Annotated in this window: 25 protein-coding genes, 1 tRNA gene, 1 pseudogene and 1 riboswitch; of the genes and pseudogenes, 16 read left to right on the forward strand and 11 right to left on the reverse strand. The window is 69.0% G+C overall.

The features are described 5' to 3' along the window. Nucleotides 1-155: 155 nt before the first annotated feature. Entirely contained in the window at nt 156-1,415 is a 1,260-nt protein-coding gene (locus ACWDZ6_RS25685) for a PTS transporter subunit EIIC (RefSeq protein WP_451504714.1), read from the reverse strand. Nucleotides 1,416-1,646: 231 nt separating this feature from the next. On the opposite strand from ACWDZ6_RS25685, the gene ACWDZ6_RS25690 reads away from it, so the two are divergent. The 4 genes from ACWDZ6_RS25690 to rdgB all read left to right on the forward strand — a co-directional run bounded on the left by ACWDZ6_RS25690 (nt 1,647) and on the right by rdgB (nt 3,820). Then, a complete protein-coding gene (locus ACWDZ6_RS25690; protein ID WP_142217368.1) occupies nt 1,647-1,880 on the forward strand; it encodes a glucose PTS transporter subunit EIIB in 234 nt (77 codons plus the stop codon). Between the two features lie 108 nt (nt 1,881-1,988). After that, the gene (gene rph / locus ACWDZ6_RS25695) at nt 1,989-2,726 is read left to right on the forward strand and encodes a ribonuclease PH (protein WP_451504715.1); all 738 of its coding nucleotides are present in this window, start codon (nt 1,989-1,991) and stop codon (nt 2,724-2,726) included. A gap of 93 nt (nt 2,727-2,819) precedes the next feature. Next, nucleotides 2,820-3,209, forward strand: a complete 390-nt coding sequence (locus tag ACWDZ6_RS25700) for a hypothetical protein (RefSeq protein WP_366735902.1) — start codon at nt 2,820-2,822, stop codon at nt 3,207-3,209. 8 nt (nt 3,210-3,217) lie between these two features. Further along, the gene (gene rdgB / locus ACWDZ6_RS25705) at nt 3,218-3,820 is read left to right on the forward strand and encodes an RdgB/HAM1 family non-canonical purine NTP pyrophosphatase (RefSeq protein WP_451504716.1); all 603 of its coding nucleotides are present in this window, start codon (nt 3,218-3,220) and stop codon (nt 3,818-3,820) included. Between the two features lie 52 nt (nt 3,821-3,872). Here rdgB and ACWDZ6_RS25710 read toward each other — a convergent pair. The 3 genes from ACWDZ6_RS25710 to bcp all read right to left on the reverse strand — a co-directional run bounded on the left by ACWDZ6_RS25710 (nt 3,873) and on the right by bcp (nt 4,817). Beyond that, nucleotides 3,873-3,947, reverse strand: a tRNA-Leu gene (locus ACWDZ6_RS25710). A gap of 15 nt (nt 3,948-3,962) precedes the next feature. After that, complete coding sequence (locus tag ACWDZ6_RS25715) at nt 3,963-4,202, reverse strand: hypothetical protein (protein ID WP_451504717.1); 240 nt, start codon at nt 4,200-4,202, stop codon at nt 3,963-3,965. A 147-nt stretch (nt 4,203-4,349) separates the two neighbouring features. After that, nucleotides 4,350-4,817, reverse strand: coding sequence for a thioredoxin-dependent thiol peroxidase (bcp, locus tag ACWDZ6_RS25720; protein WP_351447584.1), 468 nt, complete (start codon nt 4,815-4,817; stop codon nt 4,350-4,352). A gap of 127 nt (nt 4,818-4,944) precedes the next feature. Here bcp and ACWDZ6_RS25725 point away from each other — a divergent pair, with 127 nt between their 5' ends. The 3 genes from ACWDZ6_RS25725 to ACWDZ6_RS25735 all read left to right on the forward strand — a co-directional run bounded on the left by ACWDZ6_RS25725 (nt 4,945) and on the right by ACWDZ6_RS25735 (nt 6,170). After that, nucleotides 4,945-5,265, forward strand: a complete 321-nt coding sequence (locus ACWDZ6_RS25725; protein ID WP_451504718.1) for a DUF3618 domain-containing protein — start codon at nt 4,945-4,947, stop codon at nt 5,263-5,265. Between the two features lie 82 nt (nt 5,266-5,347). Further along, on the forward strand, nt 5,348-5,650 hold the full coding sequence (locus ACWDZ6_RS25730) for a GroES family chaperonin (protein ID WP_153485104.1): 303 nt from the start codon (nt 5,348-5,350) through the stop codon (nt 5,648-5,650). A gap of 102 nt (nt 5,651-5,752) precedes the next feature. Next, nucleotides 5,753-5,819: riboswitch (guanidine-III (ykkC-III) riboswitch) on the forward strand. A gap of 30 nt (nt 5,820-5,849) precedes the next feature. Beyond that, entirely contained in the window at nt 5,850-6,170 is a 321-nt protein-coding gene (locus ACWDZ6_RS25735; protein ID WP_451504719.1) for a DMT family transporter, read from the forward strand. Here the strand turns inward: ACWDZ6_RS25735 and ACWDZ6_RS25740 are convergent. Next, nucleotides 6,164-8,509, reverse strand: coding sequence for a transglycosylase domain-containing protein (locus ACWDZ6_RS25740; protein WP_451504769.1), 2,346 nt, complete (start codon nt 8,507-8,509; stop codon nt 6,164-6,166). The genes ACWDZ6_RS25735 and ACWDZ6_RS25740 overlap by 7 nt on opposite strands. A 125-nt stretch (nt 8,510-8,634) precedes the next feature. On the opposite strand from ACWDZ6_RS25740, the gene ACWDZ6_RS25745 reads away from it, so the two are divergent. The 4 genes from ACWDZ6_RS25745 to ACWDZ6_RS25760 all read left to right on the forward strand — a co-directional run bounded on the left by ACWDZ6_RS25745 (nt 8,635) and on the right by ACWDZ6_RS25760 (nt 11,969). Next, complete coding sequence (locus tag ACWDZ6_RS25745) at nt 8,635-9,435, forward strand: ABC transporter permease (protein WP_451504720.1); 801 nt, start codon at nt 8,635-8,637, stop codon at nt 9,433-9,435. 52 nt (nt 9,436-9,487) lie between these two features. Further along, nucleotides 9,488-10,252, forward strand: a complete 765-nt coding sequence (locus ACWDZ6_RS25750) for an ABC transporter permease (protein ID WP_389176016.1) — start codon at nt 9,488-9,490, stop codon at nt 10,250-10,252. Between the two features lie 11 nt (nt 10,253-10,263). Next, a complete protein-coding gene (locus ACWDZ6_RS25755) occupies nt 10,264-11,223 on the forward strand; it encodes an ABC transporter ATP-binding protein (RefSeq protein ID WP_451504721.1) in 960 nt (319 codons plus the stop codon). A 71-nt stretch (nt 11,224-11,294) separates the two neighbouring features. Then, a complete protein-coding gene (locus tag ACWDZ6_RS25760) occupies nt 11,295-11,969 on the forward strand; it encodes a DUF1707 SHOCT-like domain-containing protein (protein ID WP_451504770.1) in 675 nt (224 codons plus the stop codon). 52 nt (nt 11,970-12,021) lie between these two features. On the opposite strand, the gene ACWDZ6_RS25765 is transcribed toward ACWDZ6_RS25760, so the two are convergent. Further along, entirely contained in the window at nt 12,022-13,257 is a 1,236-nt protein-coding gene (locus ACWDZ6_RS25765; protein WP_451504722.1) for an SGNH/GDSL hydrolase family protein, read from the reverse strand. A gap of 97 nt (nt 13,258-13,354) precedes the next feature. On the opposite strand from ACWDZ6_RS25765, the gene ACWDZ6_RS25770 reads away from it, so the two are divergent. After that, nucleotides 13,355-14,899, forward strand: a complete 1,545-nt coding sequence (locus ACWDZ6_RS25770; protein ID WP_451504723.1) for a DUF445 family protein — start codon at nt 13,355-13,357, stop codon at nt 14,897-14,899. 253 nt (nt 14,900-15,152) lie between these two features. Here the strand turns inward: ACWDZ6_RS25770 and ACWDZ6_RS25775 are convergent, their stop codons facing one another. Beyond that, nucleotides 15,153-16,115, reverse strand: a complete 963-nt coding sequence (locus ACWDZ6_RS25775; protein WP_451504724.1) for a CHRD domain-containing protein — start codon at nt 16,113-16,115, stop codon at nt 15,153-15,155. A 184-nt stretch (nt 16,116-16,299) separates the two neighbouring features. Between ACWDZ6_RS25775 and ACWDZ6_RS25780 the strand changes: the two genes are divergently transcribed. Beyond that, complete coding sequence (locus ACWDZ6_RS25780) at nt 16,300-16,791, forward strand: COG4315 family predicted lipoprotein (protein WP_451504725.1); 492 nt, start codon at nt 16,300-16,302, stop codon at nt 16,789-16,791. Nucleotides 16,792-17,040: 249 nt separating this feature from the next. Here the strand turns inward: ACWDZ6_RS25780 and ACWDZ6_RS25785 are convergent, their stop codons facing one another. Both ACWDZ6_RS25785 and ACWDZ6_RS25790 read right to left on the reverse strand, forming a co-directional pair. Then, nucleotides 17,041-17,895 carry an excalibur calcium-binding domain-containing protein gene (locus ACWDZ6_RS25785; protein WP_451504726.1) on the reverse strand — a complete coding sequence of 285 codons (855 nt, stop codon included), beginning with the start codon at nt 17,893-17,895 and terminating at the stop codon, nt 17,041-17,043. Nucleotides 17,896-18,014: 119 nt separating this feature from the next. Continuing rightward, entirely contained in the window at nt 18,015-18,611 is a 597-nt protein-coding gene (locus ACWDZ6_RS25790; protein WP_451504727.1) for a TetR/AcrR family transcriptional regulator, read from the reverse strand. Between the two features lie 107 nt (nt 18,612-18,718). Here ACWDZ6_RS25790 and ACWDZ6_RS25795 point away from each other — a divergent pair, with 107 nt between their 5' ends. The 3 genes and pseudogenes from ACWDZ6_RS25795 to ACWDZ6_RS25805 all read left to right on the forward strand — a co-directional run. Continuing rightward, nucleotides 18,719-19,168 carry a nuclear transport factor 2 family protein gene (locus ACWDZ6_RS25795; protein WP_451504728.1) on the forward strand — a complete coding sequence of 150 codons (450 nt, stop codon included), beginning with the start codon at nt 18,719-18,721 and terminating at the stop codon, nt 19,166-19,168. Next, nucleotides 19,165-20,025, forward strand: a complete 861-nt coding sequence (locus ACWDZ6_RS25800) for an NmrA family NAD(P)-binding protein (protein ID WP_451504729.1) — start codon at nt 19,165-19,167, stop codon at nt 20,023-20,025. The genes ACWDZ6_RS25795 and ACWDZ6_RS25800 overlap by 4 nt, the downstream gene beginning before the upstream one ends. 128 nt (nt 20,026-20,153) lie before the next feature. Next, a pseudogene (locus ACWDZ6_RS25805) lies at nt 20,154-20,453 on the forward strand (Scr1 family TA system antitoxin-like transcriptional regulator); the annotation flags it as partial. Nucleotides 20,454-20,567: 114 nt separating this feature from the next. On the opposite strand, the gene ACWDZ6_RS25810 reads toward ACWDZ6_RS25805, so the two are convergent. Further along, on the reverse strand, nt 20,568-20,747 hold the full coding sequence (locus ACWDZ6_RS25810; protein ID WP_451504730.1) for a DUF397 domain-containing protein: 180 nt from the start codon (nt 20,745-20,747) through the stop codon (nt 20,568-20,570). A 2-nt stretch (nt 20,748-20,749) separates the two neighbouring features. Beyond that, nucleotides 20,750-21,631: a helix-turn-helix domain-containing protein gene (locus ACWDZ6_RS25815; RefSeq protein WP_451504731.1), complete on the reverse strand. Its 882-nt coding sequence runs from the start codon at nt 21,629-21,631 to the stop codon at nt 20,750-20,752. Between the last annotated feature and the right edge of the window lie 148 nt (nt 21,632-21,779).

The raw sequence follows: 21,779 nt of genomic DNA on the forward strand, positions 1-21,779 counted from the left end.
ACCAGTTTTAGCACGGTGAGGGTGAGATAAGGAACCTTCTCTTTTTACGGGTTCAACCACAGGGCGAAATGCCTGATATCTGACCGCAGGTCAGGGTGTCCCGGTGCCTTATGGGCGGATACGGGCGTGGGCCGTAGGGCCCGTCGGCCAGGGGGCTACTTGATGCTCTCCTGGTCCAGCTGCTGCTCGATCTCTTCCGGTTCGCGGCCCGGGGTGCGGATGTCGAACTTCGTGATCGCGAAGCGGAAGATCACGTAGTAGACGACCGCGAAGCACAGGCCGATCGGAATGATCAGCCATGGCTTGGTGTCGAGGTGCCAGTTGACGACGTAGTCGATCAGGCCGGCCGAGAAGCTGAAGCCCGCGTGCACGCCCAATGCCCAGGTGATCGCCATCGACGCACCCGTCAGCAGCGCGTGCACGCCGTACAGCAGGGGGGCCGCGAACAGGAACGAGAACTCGAGCGGCTCGGTCACACCCGTGACGAACGAGGTGAGGGCGACGGAAATCATGAGACCCATGACCCTCTTGCGGTGCTCGGGACGGGCGCAGTGCGCGATGGCGAGGGCTGCGGCCGGGAGGCCGAACATCATGATCGGGAAGAAGCCCGACATGAACTGGCCCGCCGAAGGGTCCTCGGCGAAGAAGCGCGTCAGGTCGCCCTGGACGACCTTGCCGTCCGGTGTCGTGAACTCGCCCGCCTGGAACCAGAAGAACGTGTTCAGGAACTGGTGCATCCCGATCGGGATCAGCAGCCGGTTGGCGACGCCGAAGATGCCCGCGCCCCACGCGCCCATGCCGATCAGCTGCTTGGAGAACACGGTCAGCGCGTCGCCCACCGGCTCCCACAGCAGCCCGAACAGCACGCCGAGGATCGTGCAGAGGAACGCCATGATGATCGGCACCAGCCGCCGGCCGTTGAAGAAGCCGAGCCAGTCGACGAGTTTCGTGCGGTGGTAACGCTGCCAGATCATCGCGGTCAGCAGGCCGATCACGATGCCGCCGAGGACGCCGGGATTCTGCGGCTTCCCGTCCGGGAGCAGCTCGGTGACCGTGCCGTTGACGGGGAACGCCTTCAGGACGTTGCTGTAGACCAGGAAGCCGGCGACCGCCGCGAGGGCGGTCGAACCGTCGGCCTTCTTCGCGAAGCCGATCGCGACACCGATGCAGAACAGCAGAGGCAGACCGAACGCGCCGTCCAGGATCGCTGTACCGCCCAGCGTGAGGACCTTGGCCGTCTTGTCCCAGAAGGGGCCGGTCAGATAAGCCGAGAACAGGTTGCCGAGGCTGACGAGCAGACCGGCCGCCGGGAGAACCGCGACCGGGAGCTGGAGGCTGCGTCCGACCTTCTGCAGCCCCTGGAACAGCCCGTTCCACCACTTCTGCCGCGGCGCGGCGGCGCTGTCGGCGCTCATCGGCGTCCTCCCGGAAACGGGCCTGGCTTGGCAGCCGATGCAGACTGGTGTAGACCAGTTGCGATACGGCCCCGGTGCCCGGTCGCGAGACAGGGCACTGGTGATCGTCATCATTCGGTACGAGGCGGTTACTCGCCCGCGAAGATGGGCCAACCGTGAGTTACCGTGACGAAGCGGACCGACGGTGGGCCGAGGCAGCGCTCAGCGCTCTTGAGACGCAGGGAGAAAGACATGGCCAGCAAGGCTGAGAAGATCGTCGCCGGGCTCGGCGGAATCGACAACATCGAAGAGATCGAAGGCTGTATCACCCGCCTCCGTACCGAAGTTGTGGACCCGAGCAAGGTCGACGAGGCTGCTCTCAAGGCCGCCGGCGCCCACGGCGTCGTGAAGATGGGCACCGCCATCCAGGTCGTCATCGGCACGGACGCCGACCCCATCGCCGCCGACATCGAAGACATGATGTGAGTCGCTGAGCCCTCGGCCCACTGTGCCGCCGAGCCGCTGAACTCGGTCGTGAGGGGCCCGTTCCACACCGGAACGGGCCCTTCACGCATCTGCCGATAGGCTCCACGCATGTCTCGAATCGACGGCCGCACCGCCGAACAGCTCCGCCCGGTCACCATCGAACGCGGATGGAGCAAGCACGCCGAGGGCTCCGTCCTCATCGCCTTCGGCGACACCAAGGTCTTCTGCACCGCCTCGGTCACCGAAGGCGTCCCGCGCTGGCGCAAGGGAAGCGGTGAAGGCTGGGTCACCGCCGAGTACTCGATGCTGCCGCGCTCCACCAACACCCGGGGCGACCGCGAATCCGTACGCGGCAAGATCGGCGGTCGCACCCACGAGATCAGCCGGCTCATCGGCCGCTCGCTGCGCGCCGTCATCGACTTCAAGGCCCTCGGCGAGAACACCGTCGTCCTCGACTGCGACGTACTGCAGGCCGACGGCGGCACCCGCACCGCCGCGATCACCGGTGCGTACGTCGCACTCGCCGACGCCGTCACCTGGGCCCAGGGCAAGAAGCTCGTCAAGGCCGGCCGCAAGCCGCTCACCGGCACCGTCGCCGCCGTCAGCGTCGGTATCGTCGACGGCGTCCCGCTCCTCGACCTCTGTTACGAGGAGGACGTGCGCGCCGAGACCGACATGAATGTCGTCTGCACCGGCGACGGCCGCTTCGTCGAGGTCCAGGGCACCGCCGAGGCCGAGCCGTTCGACCGCAAGGAGCTCAACGCGCTCCTCGACCTGGCCACCGGCGGCTGCGCCGACCTTGCCACGCTCCAGTCCGTCGCCCTCGAGGGCACGCTGGAAAGGTAAAGAGGGAACCAAGAACAATCCGCAGAGCGTCGTTACACTCACGGGCGCACGGGCCGAACCGTGCGCCCGTCCGTATCCGGGGAGGACCGTTCCATGTCTGCGCGTCGCCGCATAGCAGCACTCACGTTCGCAACCGCCGTACTGGTCGTACCGATCACCGTCGGCTGCGGCGCCATCGACAAGGCCCTCGACTGCGTCGAGACCGCCGATGCGATAGCCACCAGCGTCGACAAGCTCCAGCAGGCCGTCTCCAGCGCCACCGACGACCCGGCCACGGCCCGGCAGGCCCTCGACGACATCGACAAGGAACTGAAGAGTCTCGGCGACAAGACCGACAACGCCGACCTCAGCAAGGCCGTCGACAAGCTCAACACCGGCGTCGACAACGTCCGCAAGTCGATCGAGACCGGCGACAGCACCCCCGACATCACACCGGTCACCGACGCGGCGGGCGAAATCGGCAAGGTCTGCACACCCGGATAATCGAGGGCATGACCCGTCTGATCCTCGCCACCCGCAACGCCGGGAAAATCACCGAACTCAAGGCCATCCTCGCCGACGCGGGCCTCACCCACGACCTCGTCGGCGCGGATGCCTATCCCGACATTCCCGACGTCAAGGAAACCGGCGTCACCTTCGCCGAGAACGCACTCCTCAAGGCCCACGCCCTGGCCCGGGCCACCGGCCTGCCGGCGGTTGCCGACGACTCCGGCCTCTGCGTCGACGTCCTCGGCGGCGCGCCCGGCATCTTCTCCGCGAGGTGGGCCGGCACCCACGGCGACGACGCCGCCAACCTCAACCTGCTCCTGGCTCAGCTCTCCGACATCGACGAAGCCCACCGCGGCGCGCACTTCGCCTGCGCGGCGGCCCTGGCACTCCCGGACGGCACGGAACGTGTGGTCGAGGGACGCCTGATGGGCACTCTGCGCCACACCCCGACGGGCACGGGCGGCTTCGGCTACGACCCGGTCCTCCAGCCGGAGGGAGAGACGCGTACCTGCGCGGAGCTGACCCCGGCGGAGAAGAACGCGATCAGCCACCGCGGCAAGGCGTTCCGCGCGCTGGTACCCGTGGTACGCCAACTCCTGGGCTGACAGAACGTGGCCCGGCTTCCTCCGGTCCGGAGGAAGCCGGGCCACGTTTGTGTGGTGCGCCCGGTCGGATTCGAACCGACATACACGACCACCTAAAGATCGCCGCTCACCGATGGCGTACGGGCGCAAGGCATGGAAAAGACTACTGCCCTCTGCGGCGTGAGAGGAAACGACGGGAGAATGTCGCTGTTTGACTGTGGCAGAGGGCTCGCATCACGCCGGCCAGGCTGTACGACTCCGCGACGGCCCCGAGGAGTTCGCCCCGTGGGACGAGCGGTTGGGGTGTGTTGCCGCGCCGGCCGGTGAAGTCGAACCGGTCCAACTTCTGGCGGAGATGGCGGTAGGTGCCGTCGTACGGCGGCGCACCGATGTACTCCAACATGCCCCGAATGTCGTGCGAGTGGGCTGCGGCCTCGCGAGGATTCCCGGGAGTACGAGCGAGGCTCCCGCATGAGGAGCGTACGTCCGAAATACGGAACGGCCCGCACCGCTTATCGCGCGGTGCGGGCCGTTCCGGGAGCAGCGGGGCCTAGATGCCGAGGTCCTTGATGATCTTGGCGACATGGCCGGTCGCCTTCACGTTGTAGAGCGCGTGCTCGACCTTGCCCTCCTCGTCGACGACGATCGTCGACCGGATCACTCCGGTCACCGTCTTGCCGTACAGCTTCTTCTCGCCGAAGGCGCCGTACGCCTCCAGCGTCTCCTTGGACGGGTCACCGACCAGCGTGACCTTCAGGTTCTCCTTCTCGCGGAACTTCGCCAGCTTCTCCGGCTTGTCCGGGGACACGCCGATCACGTCGTAGCCGGCGCCCGTCAGCAGCTCCAGGTTGTCCGTGAAGTCGCAGGCCTGCTTGGTGCAGCCGGGGGTCATCGCCGCCGGGTAGAAGTACACGATCACCTTCCTGCCCTTGTGCTCCGCGAGCGAGACCTCGTTGCCGTCCGCGTCGGGCAGGCTGAAGGCGGGGGCGGTGTCGCCGGGCTGGAGTCGCTCGCTCATGGTTCTCCTTGAGGGGACGTGAAGGGATACGCCGTCGAGCGTAATAGGGGTGCCGTGGGGTGTGGCGGCGGTGGAGCTGACAGACTGTCGAGGAAGGATTACCGGACACGACCACGGAGGCAGCGCGGTGTCGGATGCCAGGACCCCTGCGCAGATCGAGGCGGATATCGTCCGCAGGCGCGACCAGCTTGCCGAGACCCTCGACGAGATCGGGGTGCGCATGCACCCGAAGACGGTCATCGGCGACGCGAAGGCGAGGATCGCCTCGACCGTGGATCACACCGCCGGGCGTGCGGTCGTCGTCGTGAACCGCGCCGTGTCCGACGTCAGGGCGCAGTTCGTCTCGGCGGACGGCGGGCCGAGGCTGGAGCGGCTGGTGCCGGTGGCTCTGGTGGCCGTGGCGGTTGTGGGGGTGCTCGCCTTCTCGGTGAGAAGGCGCCGGGCGTGACCCAGCGACGTACGGAACGGTCCCAGGCAGGTAGGTTCGACGCGTGAGCGACAACACCACCCATGACAAGCTGCCCATCCGCATGCTGCACGACCGCGTGCTGGTGAGGACCGACATCCCGGAGGGTGAGCGGCGTTCCAGCGGCGGCATCGTCATTCCGGCGACCGCCGCGGTCGGCCGACGCCTCGCCTGGGCCGGGGTGGTCGCGGTGGGGCAGAACGTACGGACCGTGGAGCCGGGCGACCGGGTGCTGTACGACCCCGAGGACCGCGCCGAGGTCGAGGTGCGCGGGGTGGCGTACGTACTGATGCGGGAGCGCGATCTGCACGCGGTCGCCGCGGACCGTTTCCAGGGGTCCGAGGATTCCACCGGGCTGTACCTGTAGGAACTGCAAAAGGTTGTAGGAAGTACAAAAGGCCTGGTCAGAGGCGTGGCCGAGGGTTGGTGGCAGACATCGCCGGCCCTTTCTCATGGGGCCCTTACATCACCTTTGCTATGTTTGGGTGTTTCCCCGACGAGACGCGCCGTACCGGGTCAGGCAAAGACGACGCACCCACTGAAGTCCACGTGTCAGAGGTGTCGTCATGGCCTGGGTTCTGCTTGTTGTCGCCGGTCTGCTCGAGGTCGGCTGGTCGGTCGGGATGAAGTACACCGACGGGTTCACCAGGCTGTGGCCGAGTGTGCTCACCGGGCTCGGGATCGTCGTGAGCATGGTGCTGCTGTCGCACGCCGCCAGGACTCTGCCGATCGGTACGGCCTACGGAGTCTGGGTCGGTATCGGTGCGGCCGGTGCGGCGGTGGTCGGCATGCTGGTGCTGAACGAGCCGCTGACCGCCGCCCGGATCTTCTTCGTCTGTCTGCTGCTGGTCGCCGTGGTGGGTCTGAAGGCGACCTCGGGTCACTGACGACGGGGGGTGCGGGAGAACCTGCTGCGCGATCCGTCCTCGGCCCTGCGGCCGCTGTCCGTGTCGTCGTCGCTCGTCCTCCGGGTCGTGGCGGTCTCCGTGTCGTCGTCGGTCTCGCCGGTGTCCGTGTCGTCGTCGCTCGGGCTCTTCGTCCGGTCTTCGTCCTCGCTCTCGTCCCGGTCCTCGGCCGGCTCCTGCCTGTCCCGTTCCTCCGGCGTCTCGGACGATTCCTCCGAGGAGTCCGCCGTCTCCTCTGTTTCCGAGGGCTCCTCCGAAGGCTCCTCCGAGGGCTCCTCCTCTTCCGCACCCTCCTGCACCTCCAGGTCGAACTCCTCGGCCTCGGTGCCCTGGAGCGCCTCGCGCGTGAACTGGCCCCAGATCTTCGCCGGCGCATCGCCGCCGTTGATCCGCGGCAGCCCCATTGCCCCGTACAGCGGCTTGTGCGCGCCCGTGACCGGGTCCTGGCCCATCACCGCGACCACCGTCGCCAGGTTCGGGGTGTAGCCCGCGAACCAGGCGGCCTGGTCGTCTTCCGCCGTGCCGGACTTGCCCGCGGCCGGGCGGTCCGCGGACTGGGCGAAGATGCCGGTGCCGCCTTCGACCACGCTCTGCAGGATCAATGTCGTCGTGTCGGCGGCCTCCCGGCTGACGACCCGCTTGGCCGCGGCCTTGGGGACCGCTACGTTCCCGCCGTCCTTGCTGACCTTCTCGACCAGCGTGTACGTGCCGTGCTTGCCGTGGTTGGCGAGGGTCGCGTACGCCTCCGCCATATCGAGGACGCTGGCGGTGGCCGGGCCCAGCGCGATGGAGGGGGAGTCGGTCAGGTCCGGAGTGTTCTCGGGGATCCCGAGGCGGACCGCGGTCCGCCTGACCCTGGCCGGGCCGACGTCCATGGCCATCTGTGCGTAGACCGCGTTGACGGACTTGTCGGTGGCGGTGCGCACGGTGATGGGGCCGTACGAGATCTCGTCCTCGTTGCCCGGGCTGTACGGCTTGCCGCTCCAGCCCCGCACCAGGCGCCTGTTGGTTCCGCTGTAGACGGTGTTGGGGGTGATGGTCCGGTCGTCCTGGGTGGTGGCCTCGTGCTGGACGGCGGCGGTGAAGACGAAGGGCTTGAAGGTGGAGCCGACTTGGTAGTCGCGGCGGGTGGCGTTGTTGACGTACTGCTTGGTGTAGTCGACGCCGCCGTACATGGCGACGACCTTGCCGGTGGCAGGGTCGATGGAAGCGCCGCCGACGCGGACGTTGCGGTCGGCCTCGCGGCGTTTGTCGAGCTTGGACATCACCTGGTCGTCGATGGCGTCGGCGAAGGCCCTCTGCTTCTCGGGCTCGAGCGTGGTGGTGATCCGGTAGCCGCCGGTGGCCAGCGTGTTCTCATCGATGATCTTGTTATTGGTGAGGTAGTCCTCGACGGCCTGGACGATATAGCCGCGCTGGCCCGAGAGGCCCGTCGGGGGCTTCACCTTCTGCGGCACGGGAAATTTCATGGCCGCCCGGTTGGCGGGGCTGAGCCACTTCTCCTTGACCATGCCGTCGAGCACGTAGTTCCAGCGGCCCAGGGCGTCGGCCGTGTTCTCGGGGTGGGTGGCGACGTCGTACGCGCTCGGGGCATTGAGGAGCGAGGCGAGGTAGGCGCCCTTCGCGGTGTCGATGTCCTCGATGCCCTTGCCGTAGTACGCCTGGGCCGCGGCCTGGATGCCGTACGCGTTGCGTCCGAAGTAGCTGGTGTTGAGATAGCCCTCGAGGATGTCCCTCTTGCTCTGCTCGCGGCCGAGCTTGATCGCGATGAAGAACTCCTTGGCCTTCCGGGAGACGGTCTGCTCCTGGCCCAGGTAGTAGTTCTTGACGTACTGCTGGGTGATGGTGGAGCCGGACTGCTTTCCCTTGCCGGTCAGCGTGTTCCAGCCGGCGCGGACCATCGCCTGGGGGTCCACGGCCCGCTCGGCGTAGAACTCCCGGTCCTCGGCGGCGAGTACGGCGTGCTGCACCGTCAGCGGAACCTGTGCGAGCTTCACTTTCTCGCGGTTCACCTCGCCGTCGCGGACGATCTGGGTGCCGTCCTTGTAGAGGTAGACATTGGACTGGGCGGTGGCCGCGGCGTTGGCGGGCGGGATGTCGACGAGCATGTAGCCGGCCAGGAAGCCGCCGACCAGCAGCAAAGTGACGATCAGGAATGTACCGAGCACCGACCGCCAGGCCGGGACGACGCGGCGCAGGCCGGCGCGCCCGGTCCGGGCCTTGCCGGCCTTCCTGCCCTTCTTCCCGGGCGCGGACGCGAGCCCCAGTCCGACGACGGTCCCGTCCTTGGGTGTCCAGCCCTGCCGCTGCTCCTCGATCATGCCGCTCATATTGCCCGTTTCCATGGCGCAAGCCCTGGACCCGGCGGCCGTAAAAGAGGTCGCGGCGGCCGTCCGCCGTGGGCTAGGGTCGTGCGCTTTGGTGCCGGGCGGCGGAGGGGGTCGACGTGCGGCTTTACGCAGTCGTCGCGGCGGGTGGGTTCCGGCGCTACGCGACGTACCGGGTGGCGACGGCCGCGGGGGTGTTCACCAACACCGTCTTCGGCTTCATCATGGCGTACACCTATATCGCCCTGTGGGACGAGCGTCCGCAGCTCGGCGGCTACGACCTCTCCCAGGCCCTCACCTATGTGTGGCTGGGACAGGCACTGCTGATGACCTGCGCCATGATGGGCGGCGGTTTCGAGGACGAGTTGATCGAGCGGATCCGGACCGGCGATGTCGCGATCGACCTGTACCGGCCCGCCGACCTCCAACTCTGGTGGCTCTCCGGCGATTTGGGACGGGCGGCCTTCCACCTTCTGGGCCGCGGGATCGTGCCGCTCGTCCTCGGTGCGCTCGTCTTCGATCTGGCGCTCCCGCGGTCACCGTTGACCTGGATCGCCTTCATGGTGTCGGTGGCGCTGGGCGTGGTGGTGAGTTTCGCGGTCAGGTTCCTGGTGGCGCTCTCCGCGTTCTGGCTGCTGGACGGGGCCGGAGTGATGCAGATCTGCGGGCTGGCGGGGATGTTCTTCTCCGGGATGCTGCTGCCGCTGAACCTCTTTCCGGGCGCGCTGGGCGAGGTGGCGCGGGCGCTGCCCTGGTCGTCGCTGCTGCAGATCCCGGCTGATGTCTTCCTCGGCAAGCACACCGGGTGGGGGCTGATCGGGGCGTACGCCTTCCAGGGCGGCTGGGCGCTGGCGCTGCTGGCCGCGGGGCGGGCGCTGCAGACGGTCGCGACACGCAGGGTGGTGGTCCAGGGTGGCTGAGGGAGTGTCGGCCCTGTCGAACGGGCTGCGGGCGTACGGCCTGATCGCGGCGATGTGGATGCGCTCCACGATGACGTACCGCGCGTCGTTCGTGATGACGGCGTTCGGGAACTTCGCGGCGACCGCCTTCGACTTCGTGGCGATCCTGCTGATGTTCTCGCACGTCGACGCGTTGGGCGGCTACTCGCTGCCCGAGATCGCGTTTCTGTACGGCGCGGCGGGCACCTCCTTCGGCCTCGCCGATCTCGTCATGGGCTCCATGGACCGGCTGGGGCGGCGGGTACGGGACGGGACGCTGGACACACTGCTGGTGCGGCCCGTCCCCGTGCTCGCGCAGGTGGCCGCGGACCGGTTCGCGCTGCGCCGGCTGGGACGGATCACTCAGGGGCTGCTGGTGCTGGGGTACGGCCTGCTCGTCCTGGACATCGACTGGACGCCGCTGCGGGTGCTGATGCTGCCGCTGATGGTGCTCAGCGGGGCGGCGATCTTCTCGGCGGTGTTCGTGGTCGGGGCCGCGTTCCAGTTCGTCGCGCAGGACGCCTCGGAGGTGCAGAACTCCTTCACGTACGGCGGGAACACGCTGCTCCAGTACCCGCCGACAATCTTCGCGAAGGACCTGGTGCGCGGCGTGACGTATGTGGTGCCGCTGGCCTTCGTGAACTGGCTGCCCGCGCTGTATGTGCTGGGCCGGCCCTATCCGCTGGATCTGCCGCAGTGGCCGGCCTTCCTGTCGCCGGCGGTCGCGGTGGTGTGCTGCGGGCTGGCGGGGCTCGCGTGGCGGGTGGGCCTTCGTTCGTACCGGAGCACGGGGAGCTGAGGGGGGACTTCATGGACTTCATCGAGCTGGAGGGCGTCGAGAAGGTCTTCGACGTACGGCGCAGGACGGGCAGGCTGCGCCGTGAGAAGCATCAAGTGCGGGCGGTCGACGGGATCAGCTTCCGGGTGCCGCGCGGCGAGATGGTCGGCTACATCGGCCCGAACGGCGCCGGGAAGTCCACCACCATCAAAATGCTGACGGGGATTCTGACGCCGAGCGGCGGGCGGCTCCGGGTCGCGGGGATCGATCCGTCCCGGGAGCGTACGAGGCTGGCGCAGCGGATCGGCGTGGTGTTCGGGCAGCGCACGACGCTGTGGTGGGACCTGCCGCTGAAGGACTCGTACCGGCTGGTGCACCGGATGTACCGGATCCCCGACAAGCGGTTCCGGGAGAACCTGGACCGCTGTGTCGAACTCCTCGATCTGGCCGAACTGCTGGACGTGCCAGTGCGGCAGCTCTCACTCGGACAGCGGATGCGCGGGGACATCGCGGCGGCGCTGCTGCACGATCCCGAGGTGCTGTATCTGGACGAGCCGACGATCGGGCTCGATGTCATCTCCAAGGCGAAGGTGCGGGACTTCCTGCGGGAGCTGAATGCCGAGCGGGCGACGACGGTGCTGCTGACCACGCACGATCTGACCGATATCGAGCAGCTGTGCAAGCGCGTGATGGTCATCGATCACGGACGGCTGATGTACGACGGGGCGCTCGCCGGGCTGCACGAGGTGGGCGAGAGCGAACGGACACTGGTGGTGGACTTCGAGCGCGAACTGCCACCGGTCGCGCTGGACTCCGCCCGCGCGGTGAAGGTGGTGGGCCCGCGGCAGTGGCTGGCCTTCCCCGCCTCGCAGTCGGCGGCGCCACTGGTGGCGGCGCTGGCGGCGCGGTATCCGCTGGTGGATCTGTCGGTACGGGAGCCGGACATCGAGGCCGTGATCGCGAAAATGTACGCGGGGAGATCCGGCTTGTGACTGCGTGATCGGCACTGTGAGGCGGGGACGGCCTTGACTAGGCTGCCGCCATGACGAGTGAACTCCCTGAGATGCGTGCCTCCGACTCCGAGCGCGAAAGGGTGGCCGAGCGGCTGCGTGAGGCGGTGGCGGAGGGGCGGCTCGACATGGAGGAGTTCGGGCAGCGCCTGGACGCGGCCTACAGGGCGCGCACGCACGGCGAGTTGGTTCCACTGGTCAGCGACCTTCCGGTGGGCGGCCTGCCGGCGGTGGGCACGGAGCCGTCGCCGGTGGCCACGGGGTCCGGCGGCTGGGCGCAGCGCGTCGGTGGACCGGCGACGTCGAACGGCGGGTTCGCGTTCTGGGGCAGGTTCGTACGGAAGGGCACCTGGACGGTGGGCCGGAAGTTCACCTCCCTCACGGTGATGGGCGGCGGTGAACTCGACCTGCGCGAGGCTCGTTTCCAGGAACGCGAGACCGTGATCCGCTGCTTCACGATCATGGGCGGTATTCAAATCGTCGTACCGCCGGACCTGAATGTCGAGGTCAACGGCATCGGCCTGATGGGCGGCTTCGGCGAGCACGGCCAGACCGAGTCCCATCCGGACCCGGCGGCGCCGCGGGTGAGGATCACGGGCCTCGCGATCATGGGCGGCGTGGGCGTGGAACGCAAACGCACCCGGGCGGAGAAGCAGCGGCTGAAGGCGGAGCGGGCCGAGGAGAAGCAGGCGAGGCTGGAGAAGGACGAGCGCAAGGAGCTCGGCTGAGGCCCTTGGCGGCGTCAGAACCGCGCCGGGGCGTCACAGCCACGCCCCGGCGTCAGAGCCGCGCCGGGTCCACCGTCCTGGCCATCCGCGCGTAGCCGGCGTCGCTGGGGTGGAGATGGTCGCCTGAGTCGTACGCCGGGCGCAGCCGGTCGGGTGCGTACGGATCGCGCAGCGCCCGGTCGAAGTCGACGACCGAGTCGAAGATCCGGCCGGTGCGGATGGCCGCGTTGACCTTCTCGCGTACGGCATTGAGGGCCGGAGTGCAGCGGCGGTGCCCGGCGCAGGGCATCAGGGTCGCGCCGATCACGCGGAGGCCCCGCGCGTGGGCCTGCCGGGCGAGCTCGGCGTAGCCGGCCGTGATCCCGTCGGCGCCTGTGTCCGTACCCCGCAGCAAGTCGTTGATGCCGATCGCGACGATCACCGTCCTGACGCCGGCCTGCGCGAGCACATCGCGGTCGAAGCGGGCGAGAGTGCTGGGGCCGCGGCCGTCGGTCAGCAGGCGGTTCCCGCTGATGCCCTGGTTGAGCACGCCGTAGTGGTCCCTGCCGTGGCGGTTGAGCCGGTCGGAGACCACGTCCGGCCAGCGGCGGTTGGCATCGGAGGTGGAGGTGACCCCGTCGGTGATCGAGTCGCCGATGGCGACGACCGCGCCGCGCGCGTCCCGGGTCAGGACGTCGACGGCGGTGAGGTGCTGCCAGGCGCCGGTCCGTCGGGTGTACGCGTCTGCGCCGGCGTCCTGCGTACGGTCGCCGTCCGCGACGTAGGAGTTCTGGCGCGCCTGCGGGTGGACGGTGACCTGCCCGCCGTGGGAGACGGTGGCCACGGTGACGAGGAGATCGCCGTCGTACGGGATCCCGAGCACGACCGGGTCGCTCACGCGGTGCCCGCCGGCCGCGACGGTGACGGCACCCGCGCCCCGGAACGTCACCCGCCGCAGAGTCCCGGGCACGGCCGCGGGACCGTGGCCCGCGCGTACGGCCAGCGAGACCTGGGCGATCTTGAGCGGCTGTTCGCCGAGGAGGTTGGAGAGGGTGATCCTGGCGGCGGTCCCACCGATGCTGGTGTGCACCACATTGCGTACGGACCGGCCGGCGTGACCTCCGACGGCGGGGGCGGCCTTGGCGGGCGCGGCGGACCAGGTACCGACCCAGACCGCGGGCGCGGGAACGGCCGTACGGACGGCGGCCCGGCCCTGGGCGGCCCCCACGCCGATGTATATCGCGCCGGAGACGAGGGCGACCACTGAGGTGAGTGCGGCGAGGGTCGCGTACCCGCGACGTTTGTTCATGAGCACATCATCCGGCATGGCGCGGGAACTCCATGAGCGCCCCAGGAGTACGTGAGGAAGGGACAATGCGTACGGGGCGCGCGGACGGGAGGAGCGGATGGAACGCACGGAACCGGGCCAGCCGGATCAGCCGGGACGGCCGGGAGAGCGAGGACTGCCGGGCGGGGCGGGCGATCCGGGCCGCGCCGGAGAGCCGGACCGGCCGCGTGAGTCGGACCGGCAGCGTCAGGCGGACCCGGACCGGCTGAGCCGGGCGGCTGAGCCGGGCTCGGCGGAGCAACCGGGCTTGGCGGACCAGCCGGACAGCCCGTCGGCCGAGCCGGGCCGGTCGGTGCAGGCGGGCCGGGCACAGGGCCCCCGCCGCCACACCGCCCTCCCCTCCTTCGCCTACACCGAGGCCGACGCCGAAAAGCAGCGCGGCGTACGACGGATGAAGCTGACCGCGACCGGGCTCCTCCTCCTCGTCGCGCTGATCTTCGCGCTCGCCACCTGGGCGAGGAACTCCGGCGCCGGCCCCTGGACCGGCTACGTCGCCGCCGCCGCCGAGGCCGGCATGGTCGGCGCCCTGGCCGACTGGTTCGCCGTCACCGCGCTCTTCCGGTACCCCCTCGGCCTGCCCATCCCGCACACCGCGATCATCCCGAACAAGAAGGACCAGCTCGGCGCCTCGCTGGGCTCCTTCGTCGGTGAGAACTTCCTCTCCGGCGACGTCGTACGGACCCGGCTGCACGCCCTCGGCATCGGCGCCCGTCTCGGCGGCTGGCTCGCCGAGCCCGCCCACGCCGACCGGGTCACCGCCGAGCTGTCCACCGCGCTCCGCGGCGCGCTCACCGTGCTGCGCGACGCCGACGTCCAGGCGGTCGTCGGCGAGGCGATCACCCGCCGCGCCGACAGTGCCGAGATCGCCCCCGGCGTCGGCAAGACCCTGGAGAAGGTCGTCGCCGACGGCGCACACCACCGCGCCGTCGACCTGATCCTCGGCCGTGCCCACGACTGGCTGATCCTGCACTCGGACTCGGTGATGGACGCGGTCGAGGGCGGGGCGCCCGGCTGGACCCCGCGCTTCGTGGACAAGAAGGTCGGCGAACGCGTCTACAAGGAGTTGATGCGCTTCGTCACCGAGATGCGGGACATGCCGGGCCACCCGGCGCGCGGCGCGATCGACCGCTTCCTCACCGACTTCGCGGCCGACCTCCAGTCGGACACGGACACCCGCGCCCGGGTGGAGCGTATGAAGTCGGAGCTGCTGTCCCGTTCCGAGGTACAGGACGTGATCGCCTCGGTCTGGTCGTCCGTACGCGGCATGATCATCTCGGCGGCGGAGGACGACCACAGCGAGCTGCGGCTGCGCGCCCGTGCCTCGTTGCTGACGCTGGGCGCGCGGCTGGCGACGGACACCCGGCTCCAGTCGAAGCTGGAGGGCTGGATCGAGGACGCGGCGGTGTACGTGGTCACCACGTACCGCGCCGAGATCACCTCGCTGATCTCGGACACGGTCGCGAGCTGGGACGCGGAGCACACCTCGCGCAAGATCGAGGCGCACATCGGCCGCGATCTGCAGTTCATCCGGATCAACGGCACGGTGGTCGGTGCGCTGGCCGGCCTGGTCATCTACACGGTGGCACACGCGCTGGGCGCGTGACCGGTCCTGCCGTACCCGTACGGTCACGCGCCCAGCCACCTGGGGAGGTGCTGTTGAGTACGTACGGCGGGACGGGAGTGTTCAGTACGGCTGCGGGCCGACGGGCCGGGAGCCGGGCCGCGGGCCGGCCCGATCGGCTCCGGCATCCCCGGCCGGGCCGGCCGCCCGGCGGTGGCCGTACCGGCGGGCGAACGCCCGGCGGGTGACCGCCCGGGAATCGGCGGCCACCCCTCCCGCGGGCGCCCGACCCGGCTCAGTGGAAGAGCTGCCCGCGCACCGCACCGTCCGGGAACTCGGCGGTGTGGATGTTGGAGTAGTAGTTCCGCGGGTTGGCGCGGACACGCTTCACCACGTCGGCGTTCTGCCCCTCCAGCTTTCCGGAGACCGCGAAGATCCCGTCCGGCACGGGCCGGTTGAAGAAGTTGAAGACGACGTCGCCGTTCTTCCCGAACGTGCCCTTGTGGATGTGGCCGTTGGTGGGGCTCTTGATGTTGACCCAGGCCAGCGAGTAGTCGACGTTCGTCCCCTTCGGCTGCAGGAACGTCACCGCGTGCCCGTCCGGGTCGCCGACCTTGGACGCGTCGTTCTTCGGGACTTCCTGGTCGCCGTTGGACAGCGCCCGCAGCTTGCCGCCCTTGATGATGTCGAGCGGGTTGACGTTCTTGTGCAGCGGCTTCAACTGGCCTCGCACCGCACCGCCCGGGAACTCCGCGCTGTGCAGGTTCACATAGAAGCCCGAGGGGTTGCTGCGGATGCTGTTGGCCAGCTCGGCGTCGGTGATGGCCACCTGCCCGGCCGCCGAGTGGACGGAGTCCGGCATCGCGGTACCGAAGAGCGGGACCTTCACATCGCCGTTCTGCCCGGCGGCACCCTGGTGAATGTGCCCGAGGCTCGGCACGAACCCGGTCCACTGCATCGCGAAGGTCACCCGGTCGCCCTTGACCTTGACGAGGGCAACGGCCTTGCCGTCGGGGTCGTTCACGGCGGGCCCGCCCTTGACCGGCACCTCGTTGGCGCCGGAGAGGTGGGCGGCGAAGGTGAGGGCGTGCCCACTGGAGGGCTTGGTGAAGGTGTCGGCGTTGCCGGCGGAGGTCTGGCCGCCGGCTGATGCGTGCTCCCCGTGCCCGTCATGACCGCCGTGTGCGAGCGCCGGAGTAACACCGGCAACACCAAGCACAATTGCGGCGGCGGTAACAGCCGCATAACGCTTCTGCATTGTTTTGATCCTCCCGTTGGGACCGACTCCGTATGGGGCCGGTCGTGATGGAGTACGGGGCCCGCAGTCGGCTCGTTCAAAAGAAGATTTCTTGAATTCGTTTGAACCGCGGGTCAGTTGCCGTCGTACAACCCTGCGTAACCATCACTCTCTCGCACCCACTGATCAAACCGGGGGAACGACCATGCGCAGCACCCGTAAAACAACTCTGCTCGCGGTACCGCTCGTATCGGCCGCGCTGCTGACACTGTCGGCCTGCGGCGGCTCGGCGGACGCCGCCAAGGACGACGCGGCCAAGCCCGCGCGGAAGCCCGCGGCCACCGCCTCCGTCAGGACCGCGGACTCGGAGCTCGGCAAGATCCTCGTCGACGATTCGGGCCGTACGCTGTACGGATTCACCAAGGACAAGCCCGGCGCCAGCAACTGCGACGCCGACTGCATCGCCGTCTGGCCGGCCCTCACCTCCGCGAAGGACGTGACGGCGGGCGCCGGCACCGACGCCGCCCTGCTGAAGGAGACGAAGCTCGGCGAGGGCGCGGAACAGGCGATGTACGGGGACTGGCCGCTGTACTACTACGTGGGCGACGCGACACCCGGGGACGTGAACGGCCAGGGCCTGGACGGGGAGTGGTTCGTGATCGCGGCGGACGGCAAGCTCATCAAGAAGGCGGCCTGACTCCACCGGTCCGAAAGACATGTGAAGGACGTCTCAATGACCGCGGAATTAATCCGTCCTTCATAAACCGTGCACCCTATTTCTCATCCGTTTCTCATTCTCCGTGCTCCCACCATGAACCTGCGGCGGCCGTGGCCCGTCCCCGGCCGCCGCGGCGATGCCCATTCCCGGTAGTCGCGCGCTCGATTGCCCCCGGCGGGTGACTACCGGGAATGCGGTGCGGTCCGCCCGGGACTCTCCGCACGCGGATCACTCACAGCCGACGCCGTCGCCGTCGCGGTCGAGATGCCGCCCGTAACCGGGATCCCCGGCATGAACGGGAGCGGCACCGGCGGCCCGTGCGGCGGCGCAGTTCGCGTAGTACGTGTCCCCGGACCCGCCTCCGCTGCTGCCTCCACTGCCTCCGCCGCTTCCACTGCCTCCGGACGTACCGCCGCTGTACGGCTCGCAGCCGACGCCGTCGCCGTCCCGGTCGAGGTGCGGCGCGTAGCCGGGGTCTCCTTCGTGAACGGGAGCGGCGCCGGCGGCCCGTGCGGCGTCGCAGTTGGCGTAATAGGCCTTGGGCGGCGCGGGCGCCTTCGCCTTCGCCTTCGCCGGCGTGGGAGTGGGTGTCGGCGTGGGCGCGGCCACGGTGATCCGTACGACGGCGGTCCCGGTCGGCGGCTGCGAGCCCTTCGCTTCCACCTGGTACATGAACTCGTCCGCGCCGCCGTACCCCTGGGCGGACGTATAGACGACGGTGGACCCGTCGACCTTCGCGGTGCCGTGACCCGGCAGGGTGGCCAGGCTGATCGTGAACTCGCCGGAATTCAGCGCGACTTCAAGGTCGCCCGGTGTACCGCCCTTGCGGGTGAGCGTGTCGTTGTCCAGCACCTTCACCACGACCGGCTTCGCGGAGTCGGCGCTCTCCTCGTCATCGACCAGTGTGAGAGCCGACTCGGGCGAAGGCGTCGCCGCCGGCGCCTTCTTCGCCGCCGCGCTCGTTGTGGACCCGGCGGGCTTGGCATCGTCGGAAGTGCCCCCACACCCCACGAGCCCGGCCGCCAGCACCACGGCGCAGGCCGCGATCGCGCTGTTCGTGCGCGAACTTCCACTCCCTGACATGTGCCCCCCAAGGCAGATGGTTCTGAACCGAGGGGCTGAGAATGGCATTCCGTTTGAGGCTGTGCGGCGTAAATGTCGTGGAACGTCGCGTAATTGTGATGAAAGTATGCGTATCTTTCCTACGCCTCGCCCGGTGCGGGCGCCGCCAGGACGGCGCGGGCGAGAGCGGCAACTCCGTCGTGGATCTGCTGCGGTGAGGTGCCGTCCGCCGTGAGGTGCTCGATGAGGTCGCTGCGTACGGCGGCCAGCAGGGCGTGCGCGAGGAAGTCGGCGTCCCGCTCGCCGCGGACCTCGGCCAGGAGCGAGGCGAGCTGCGCGTGCCACAGCGCGTAGGTGTCGTTCAGATACGGGCTGCCGCTGCCCGCGCTCTCCAGGGCGAGCATCAGTGGACGGGTGTCGAGCTTCAGGCGCAGCAGGGCGTCGAGGAGGGCGAGGACGCGTTCGCCGGCCTGGGCGCCGGGGCCGAGCGGCGGGGGGCCCGCGACGACATCGGCCCGCAGTTGTTCGGTGCGCTGCTCGACGAGGGCTTTGACGAGTCCGACGCGGTCGCCGAAACGGCGGAAGAGCGTGCCCTTGCCGACTCCTGCGGCCGCGGCGATGTCGTCCATGGAGACGCGGTCGGGGTCGCCGCGCTCGGTGAACAGGCGTGCCGCTGCGGCCAGTACGGCCTCCCGGTTGCGGATGGCGTCGGCTCGTTCCTTGCGTGCGGGTGGCACGGTTCCTCCACGGACTAGTAAAACGGACTGTCGGTCCGTATATTGAATCCGGACCAACGGTCCGCATATTAGCGCGGACCTTGCCGACCGTACGAAAGGAACCCACCATGACGGACACCACGCCTTCCGGAGTCTTCCGGCGCGGACTGGAACTCCTCCTGGCCAAGGACATCGAGGCATGGGTGGAGCTGTGGGCCGAGGACGGCGTCTGCGAGTTCCCCTTCGCCCCGCCCGGCGCCCCGCGCCTCCTGGAGGGCAAGTCCGCGGTCCACGCCTATATGGCTCACTACCCGGACCACGTCGACCTCGCCGGTTTCCCGTACCTCGAGGTGCACCGGACCGAGGACCCCGAGGTCGTCATAGTCGAGATGCGTGCCGAGGGGCGGGCGGTGGCCACCGGTAAGCCGTTCGAGATGTCGTACGTCGTGGTCGTCACCGTCAAGGACGGTCTCATCACCCGCTACCGGGACTACTGGAACCCGCTGGTCGCTCTGGACGTCGCGGGCGGCGGCGACGCCCCGTTCGCGGGTTCCGGGGCGCAGGGGGCATCGGCATGACCACGAAGGAAACAGTCCTGGTGACCGGCGGCACCGGCAACACCGGCCGCCGGATCGTGTCCGGGCTGGCCGCCGCCGGCTTCCCCGTCCGAGCGGCCGCCAGACGGCCCGCCCCCGCCTCCGCCGAAGGTGTCGAGGGCGTGCGCTTCGACTGGGAGGACACCTCGACCCACGGCGCCGCGCTGGACGGCGTACGCCGCGTCTACCTCGTAGCGCCCATGACGGCCCCCGACCCCGCCGCGCCCATGCTCCCGTTCCTGCGGCAGGCGCGACGGGCCGGAGTCCGCCGCGTGGTGCTGCTCAGCTCCTCGGCCATCGCCGAGACGGACGGCGGACTGGGCGAGGTCCACCGGGCCGTCCGCGAACAGTTCCCGGAGTGGGCGGTGCTCCAACCCTCCTGGTTCATGCAGAACTTCACCGGCGATCACCTCCACGCCGGGAGCATCCGCGACCACGACGAGATCGTGACGGCCGCCGACGACGGACGGATCGGTTTCGTCGACGTCCAGGACATCGCGGAGGTCGGCGTACGGGCACTGGCGGACGAGCGCCCGCACAACACCGCCCACCTCATCACCGGCCCCGAGGCGCTGAGTTACGCCGATGTCGCCGCTGTCGTCTCCGCCGTCGCCGGCCGTCCGATCCACCACCGCGGCGTTTCGTACGAAGCGATGCGGGACCGGCTGGCGGCCACCGGGATGCCCGGGGGATTCGCCGCCGTGCTGGCGGGCATGGACTGGTCCATCGCCAAGGGCTCGGAGGACCGCGTCAGCCCTGCGGTGGAGGAGGTCACGGGCCAATCACCGCGCTCCTTCGCCGACTTCGCGGCGGCGCACGCGTCGGTGTGGCGGCGGTGACGCTCGCCCGGTCCGGCTTCCTGCGGCCGGATTCCGGGCACCGTGGAATCGGCGTACACGACATGGGGCACGGCGCCCCCTTCGAGCCGGACGCGCTGGACATGGGGTAACCCCGGCCTGCACGCGACGGGGGAGTGGAAGCGATGGCTGCCCAGCTCGGCCACCTCCTGACCGCCGGCGGGCTGCCTTCGGTGTCGCTCGGAGTGATCCCGATGGCCACCGCGGAGCGGAAGCACTGGCCACGCGGAACGTTTCACATGTACGACGACAGCGTCGTGTCGGTGGAGCTGCGGTCCGCCCGCGTCACGATCACGCAACCGGCCGAGATCGCCTTGTACCTGAAGGCCTTCGAAGAGCTACGGAGCATGGCCGTGTACGGGCAGGCGGCACGCGCGCTGATCGTGAAAGCCATCGACGCTCTGAACTGACCCCGGACACGCGCACCCTCCCACCCGTCGGTGAGAGCGCGCTCTCGGCGTAACTGGAGGCCCTGACCTGAGCCACGAAGCACGACTGCGCGGGCGCGGGTGCAGCGCCCCAGCTCAGCGTGCGATTGCCTGGCGGACGAACTCGTTCCATGCCCTGGCCGGGAACCGAACGACAGGCCCCTCCGGAAGCTTCGAGTCGCGCACTGCCACGAGGCCGACGATGTTGGTCGCCACCTCGACGCACTCACCGTTGCCGCTGCTGTAGCTGGACTTCGCGAACTCGAAGGCGGGCATGGTCACATCTCCTTGCGGATGCTCTCGATCAGGGCGCGTGAGTCATGCTGCGCCAGTGAGAGCCGGGCGATACGGTCGAAGAGGGTTCCGTGGTGAGCCGCATCCTTCTCGCTCTCCAGCCACAGGGTAGATGAAGTCGTGTCCATGTAGACCACGTCCATTGCGCCGGATTCGGCGAACGAAACAATGTTGAACGCGCTGGTCATCCCAGGATGGGCCCCAGCCAAGCAGGGCAGGACCTGAAGTTTCACGTTGGGTAGCTGGGCGGTACGGACGAGGTGGTCGAGCTGGACGCGCATGACATCGCGTCCTCCTACGAGTTGGCGCAGCGCTCCCTCGGCGACGATGGCCCAGATACGCAGCGGCGACTCGCCCTTGAGGCGCGATTGGCGGGCGACCTTGGCTTCCACGAACCGTTCGATCTCGTCCGGGTCCTCCCACGCGGCGCTGCCGACAGCCAGCGCCCGTGCGTAGTCAGGTGTCTGGAAGAGGCCTGGCACAAAGGCCAGTTGCCAGGTCCTGACCGAGGTTGCGACGTCTTCCAGGGCGACGTACTCGACCAGCGAGCGGAGTTCCGGGTACTGGTTCCACCAGCCGAGTGCCTTGCGGCGATCCCGGTCGGTCGCGGCCAACGTCAACAGGTGCTGGGTCGCCTGAGGGTCCTTGGCGCCGTATAGCTCACACAGAGCGCGGATATCGGGGTCACGCATCGGAACCCAACCGCTCTCCATCTTGGCGACCTTCCCGGTGGACGCACTCAGAGCCTTGGCCGCTTGCGTCTGGGTCAGCCCGGCGGCCACACGGAGTTTGTATAGCTCTCCGCCAAGACGGCGTCCCAGCACAGTGGAAGCACGGTTGCCTTGCGGTGCCTGCTCTTGCGTCACCCTGCGCCCTCCCTAGATGCACGCACAGTTTGGGTCCGATCAAGGAGGGTTCGCAACCACGTTGGGTGTAATTTTCCCCGAGTGGATTGCACCCGCTGTAGTTGTAGCCCTACGGTCAGTCCTGAACGGCTCGTTCTGCGGCGCCAGT

This window comes from Streptomyces sp. NPDC002926 (assembly GCF_053591755.1).

Coding starts and splice junctions, on each gene's coding strand:
- ACWDZ6_RS25685 (WP_451504714.1), bottom strand. CDS start 1,415: ATGAGCGCCGACAGCGCCGCCGCGCCGCGGCAGAAGTGGTGGAACGGG.
- ACWDZ6_RS25690 (WP_142217368.1), top strand. CDS start 1,647: ATGGCCAGCAAGGCTGAGAAGATCGTCGCCGGGCTCGGCGGAATCGAC.
- rph (WP_451504715.1), top strand. CDS start 1,989: ATGTCTCGAATCGACGGCCGCACCGCCGAACAGCTCCGCCCGGTCACC.
- ACWDZ6_RS25700 (WP_366735902.1), top strand. CDS start 2,820: ATGTCTGCGCGTCGCCGCATAGCAGCACTCACGTTCGCAACCGCCGTA.
- rdgB (WP_451504716.1), top strand. CDS start 3,218: ATGACCCGTCTGATCCTCGCCACCCGCAACGCCGGGAAAATCACCGAA.
- ACWDZ6_RS25715 (WP_451504717.1), bottom strand. CDS start 4,202: ATGTTGGAGTACATCGGTGCGCCGCCGTACGACGGCACCTACCGCCAT.
- bcp (WP_351447584.1), bottom strand. CDS start 4,817: ATGAGCGAGCGACTCCAGCCCGGCGACACCGCCCCCGCCTTCAGCCTG.
- ACWDZ6_RS25730 (WP_153485104.1), top strand. CDS start 5,348: ATGCTGCACGACCGCGTGCTGGTGAGGACCGACATCCCGGAGGGTGAG.
- ACWDZ6_RS25735 (WP_451504719.1), top strand. CDS start 5,850: ATGGCCTGGGTTCTGCTTGTTGTCGCCGGTCTGCTCGAGGTCGGCTGG.
- ACWDZ6_RS25740 (WP_451504769.1), bottom strand. CDS start 8,509: ATGATCGAGGAGCAGCGGCAGGGCTGGACACCCAAGGACGGGACCGTC.
- ACWDZ6_RS25750 (WP_389176016.1), top strand. CDS start 9,488: ATGTGGATGCGCTCCACGATGACGTACCGCGCGTCGTTCGTGATGACG.
- ACWDZ6_RS25755 (WP_451504721.1), top strand. CDS start 10,264: ATGGACTTCATCGAGCTGGAGGGCGTCGAGAAGGTCTTCGACGTACGG.
- ACWDZ6_RS25760 (WP_451504770.1), top strand. CDS start 11,295: ATGCGTGCCTCCGACTCCGAGCGCGAAAGGGTGGCCGAGCGGCTGCGT.
- ACWDZ6_RS25765 (WP_451504722.1), bottom strand. CDS start 13,257: ATGAACAAACGTCGCGGGTACGCGACCCTCGCCGCACTCACCTCAGTG.
- ACWDZ6_RS25770 (WP_451504723.1), top strand. CDS start 13,355: ATGGAACGCACGGAACCGGGCCAGCCGGATCAGCCGGGACGGCCGGGA.
- ACWDZ6_RS25775 (WP_451504724.1), bottom strand. CDS start 16,115: ATGCAGAAGCGTTATGCGGCTGTTACCGCCGCCGCAATTGTGCTTGGT.
- ACWDZ6_RS25780 (WP_451504725.1), top strand. CDS start 16,300: ATGCGCAGCACCCGTAAAACAACTCTGCTCGCGGTACCGCTCGTATCG.
- ACWDZ6_RS25785 (WP_451504726.1), bottom strand. CDS start 17,895: ATGTCAGGGAGTGGAAGTTCGCGCACGAACAGCGCGATCGCGGCCTGC.
- ACWDZ6_RS25795 (WP_451504728.1), top strand. CDS start 18,719: ATGACGGACACCACGCCTTCCGGAGTCTTCCGGCGCGGACTGGAACTC.
- ACWDZ6_RS25800 (WP_451504729.1), top strand. CDS start 19,165: ATGACCACGAAGGAAACAGTCCTGGTGACCGGCGGCACCGGCAACACC.
- ACWDZ6_RS25810 (WP_451504730.1), bottom strand. CDS start 20,747: ATGCCCGCCTTCGAGTTCGCGAAGTCCAGCTACAGCAGCGGCAACGGT.